This is a genomic window from Mesorhizobium sp. M4A.F.Ca.ET.050.02.1.1 (assembly GCF_003997725.1).
In the GTDB taxonomy this organism is placed as follows: Bacteria; Pseudomonadota; Alphaproteobacteria; order Rhizobiales; family Rhizobiaceae; genus Mesorhizobium.
The window spans coordinates 1-2,616 of the sequence record NZ_RZSG01000809.1 but is presented as its reverse complement, the minus strand read 5'-3'; the positions used below and the strand labels follow the sequence as shown (position 1 = coordinate 2,616).

General features: G+C 58.0%; 5 protein-coding genes. 3 read left to right on the top strand and 2 right to left on the bottom strand.

Features of this window, described 5'->3' with window-relative positions:
• The coding region (locus tag EOA33_RS31510) for a hypothetical protein (RefSeq protein WP_145989393.1) at positions 1 to 424 on the bottom strand (424 nt) is incomplete at its 3' end.
• Between the two features lie 108 nt (positions 425 to 532).
• Here EOA33_RS31510 and EOA33_RS41010 point away from each other — a divergent pair.
• A complete protein-coding gene (locus EOA33_RS41010; RefSeq protein WP_127407401.1) occupies positions 533 to 715 on the top strand; it encodes a hypothetical protein in 183 nt (60 codons plus the stop codon).
• 55 nt (positions 716 to 770) lie between these two features.
• Here EOA33_RS41010 and EOA33_RS41005 read toward each other — a convergent pair whose 3' ends face one another.
• Positions 771 to 953, bottom strand: coding sequence for a hypothetical protein (locus EOA33_RS41005; protein WP_245482494.1), 183 nt, complete (start codon positions 951 to 953; stop codon positions 771 to 773).
• A gap of 242 nt (positions 954 to 1,195) precedes the next feature.
• Between EOA33_RS41005 and EOA33_RS31495 the strand changes: the two genes are divergently transcribed.
• Positions 1,196 to 1,708, top strand: coding sequence for a hypothetical protein (locus EOA33_RS31495; protein WP_127407400.1), 513 nt, complete (start codon positions 1,196 to 1,198; stop codon positions 1,706 to 1,708).
• Positions 1,709 to 2,160: 452 nt separating this feature from the next.
• Positions 2,161 to 2,568, top strand: a complete 408-nt coding sequence (locus tag EOA33_RS31490) for a hypothetical protein (protein ID WP_127407399.1) — start codon at positions 2,161 to 2,163, stop codon at positions 2,566 to 2,568.
• Positions 2,569 to 2,616: the final 48 nt, after the last annotated feature.

The following is a 2,616-nucleotide window of genomic DNA, read 5'->3' as shown; positions in this document are numbered from 1 at the left end:
TGACTACAGAGCCCACATCGTCTCCCTTGCCAATGGTGGTCAGACGTTGATCGTCTGTTGAGCATCGCGACACATAGAATTGAACTTTCTTCGATTCGTTGAGTGCCGCGAAGGTTTTGCCGTTCTCCTGGAGCTCGCCTGCCGACAGGGTCTCATTGAAGATTGCAGACAACGTCGATGAATCGTGCATCACATCAAAGAGATCCAAAATATGATCCGACTGGATCTGGAAAGGGAGGCTGATCGAGAGCGTCCGGAGTGATCTCATTTCCTGGAAGCGAAAGCCTATATCGAAAAGATGGAAGCGGCTTTTGGCTGAGCGCCTCTCGCCCTTCCATATGTTTATGTGGACCTCGACGCGCGGCGCGTAGCCGTTGGCGTCATCTGCAAGCGTGTCGTGCCAGATCGCGATACTACCTCGCATTTCGCTCCTTTAGCCCTCAATTGCCATGACGTCCGACGTTAGCTCTGCAACTGACCACAAAGTGATTAACTCTTCCGCCAACTATGGCGGGGGGACAATAGGATTCACATGCCGAGAACTGGTTCAACTTTCGTCCAGCTCGCCACGGCGGTGACGGGCTCGTCGACACTCAGCTATGCCTATGGCGCCAATGGCGCGCTGCTCACGCGCAAGCTCGGCAACGCCGGACCCTATCGGCACGCGCGGTCGCGGCCACCTCGATGTCTTCAAGGCCTTTGCCTTGTAGGGTAGGACATGGCCCAGGCGCAATGAAACGCCCATGATGGCGAAACCGAGATTGTCGAAATTATAGCCGGCCTACTCCGTCCGAGAAGCCGCCGGATAGGCCAAGCTTGTCGGTGATCAGGCCGAGTGACTCGATGCCGCCGATCAACACAGCGACGAGCACCAACACCAGCGTGATCGTCATGTTGTAGTGGGCTTGCGGATCGGCTTCACGAAGGCCCAGTGCAGGCCCGTCTGACAGCATCCCTAACCAGATGCCTCGGCGATCCGCGTCCTACCCGTCGAGCGTTGGATCATGCCACGCCGAGCCGCTCATTAAGACCAAGTTGTGCCCACGATTGGTGCGATCATATCGCCGGGTTCCGCGAGGAGTAAGATTCAAATGTTCTGCTGAAGAACGTCTCCGCCCTAAACGCATGGAGGGGCTGGTTTGTTGCGTCTATATAAGTATAATGTCCTTTATACTATCTAGTCGGGGCATCGCGTATGTATGACAACCGCGACGAAGGACCTTTCTTTTCCAGTCCTCGGGCGAACGGGCGGGGCACAGCCGATCCGTCGGATTGGCTAGCAATTCCCATCGCCCTGGCAATTATCGCAGCCATGGGCTTCTCCGCTTGGTGGGCGTCCGATCGCCTACTTGAAACACTGAGCCGGCAGTTCGCGACGGGCGGCATGCGTGAGGCTGCCTTGGCGGCGGTGGTTACCGTCTTCATCGCCGGCATTGCCTATTATGTGCGAGAGATCCGGAGGTGGTTGATCTATCCGACTATTGAAGTCGGAATCGGCGTCATGATGGCGATCTTAAGCGTGAAACCCAATCTGCCTCCGCTGGTGAACGTCCTGGCGGTGATCGGCGCCGTTCGCGTTACCATCGAGGGCATCAAGCGCTTTCGAGATTTCCGAGCCGAAGCACGTAAGCGTGCAGAGCAAGAGGCCTCCGCGCAAGGGAGTGGTGCCGAAGCCGCTCTTCCAAACCGCTTACCGGAGCCGGCGTAGAGATGCCACGTCCCATCGATTTTTCCGAAGCGGCCAATGGCGGCCACGGCATTTGGATGCCTCGGATTGGGAGGCACGTTTACTCACATAGGATTTGCCGCTTGCATTGCGTTCGCCAGACCCGAGGGCGAGGCTCATCACCATTTCGGCTTCTCGCCATCCTCAACGTCGGCGCCTGGCTCCGGGCATTCCCCCGTTCACGACAAGCCGGCCCTGTTGGGCGGCGATGCCACTGGCGAACTGGCGCCTACTTGGGCTGGGAAAGCTCCAGGTTCGGTCGGAATACCGCCCGGCTTCGGTGGCGGCGGGGGCGGCGACTTCGGCGACGACGGTTTGGGCGAGTTAGCCATTGAACTTCCTCTCGTTGATACGTGCAACTCAGTGTCTTGTTTGTTTCCAGATGGCGGGCGCCGGGTTTGTTTTGGATGGCGGGCCGATGTAAAGGAGATGGATTGAACGTCATTTCTGGTGGAGGTTGCGTTCGCCGATCCCGAGAGGAAGACAATATCGAAGTCGACGCCCCGCTTCGTAGTTTTCGTGACGCCGAAGTCCGCGCCATACTGGACGTTGTCCACCTGACCCAAAGGATAGGATGGAGAGTTGACTTCCAGACCGGAGATAATGGGATGCCCACCAACAAGGCAGTTGCGGCGACGGGTGGCTCTGCCGTCGGCGCGGCGATCTCGACACTACTTGTCTACGGCATAGAGTTGAACCATGCCCTGCCGGACACGGTATCCGGGGCTATCACCACATTGGTGACCGCCGCCGTTACGTTAGCGGCGGCCTATTTCACGCCGCCTGGAACGGATGAGACTGTTATTCTTACTCGTGACGGACCGCGCTCGGCCAGGAGATAGCCGGTGCCATCGTCCCCACGCGTCTGTGCATAGGGGAGTAGCTTATCA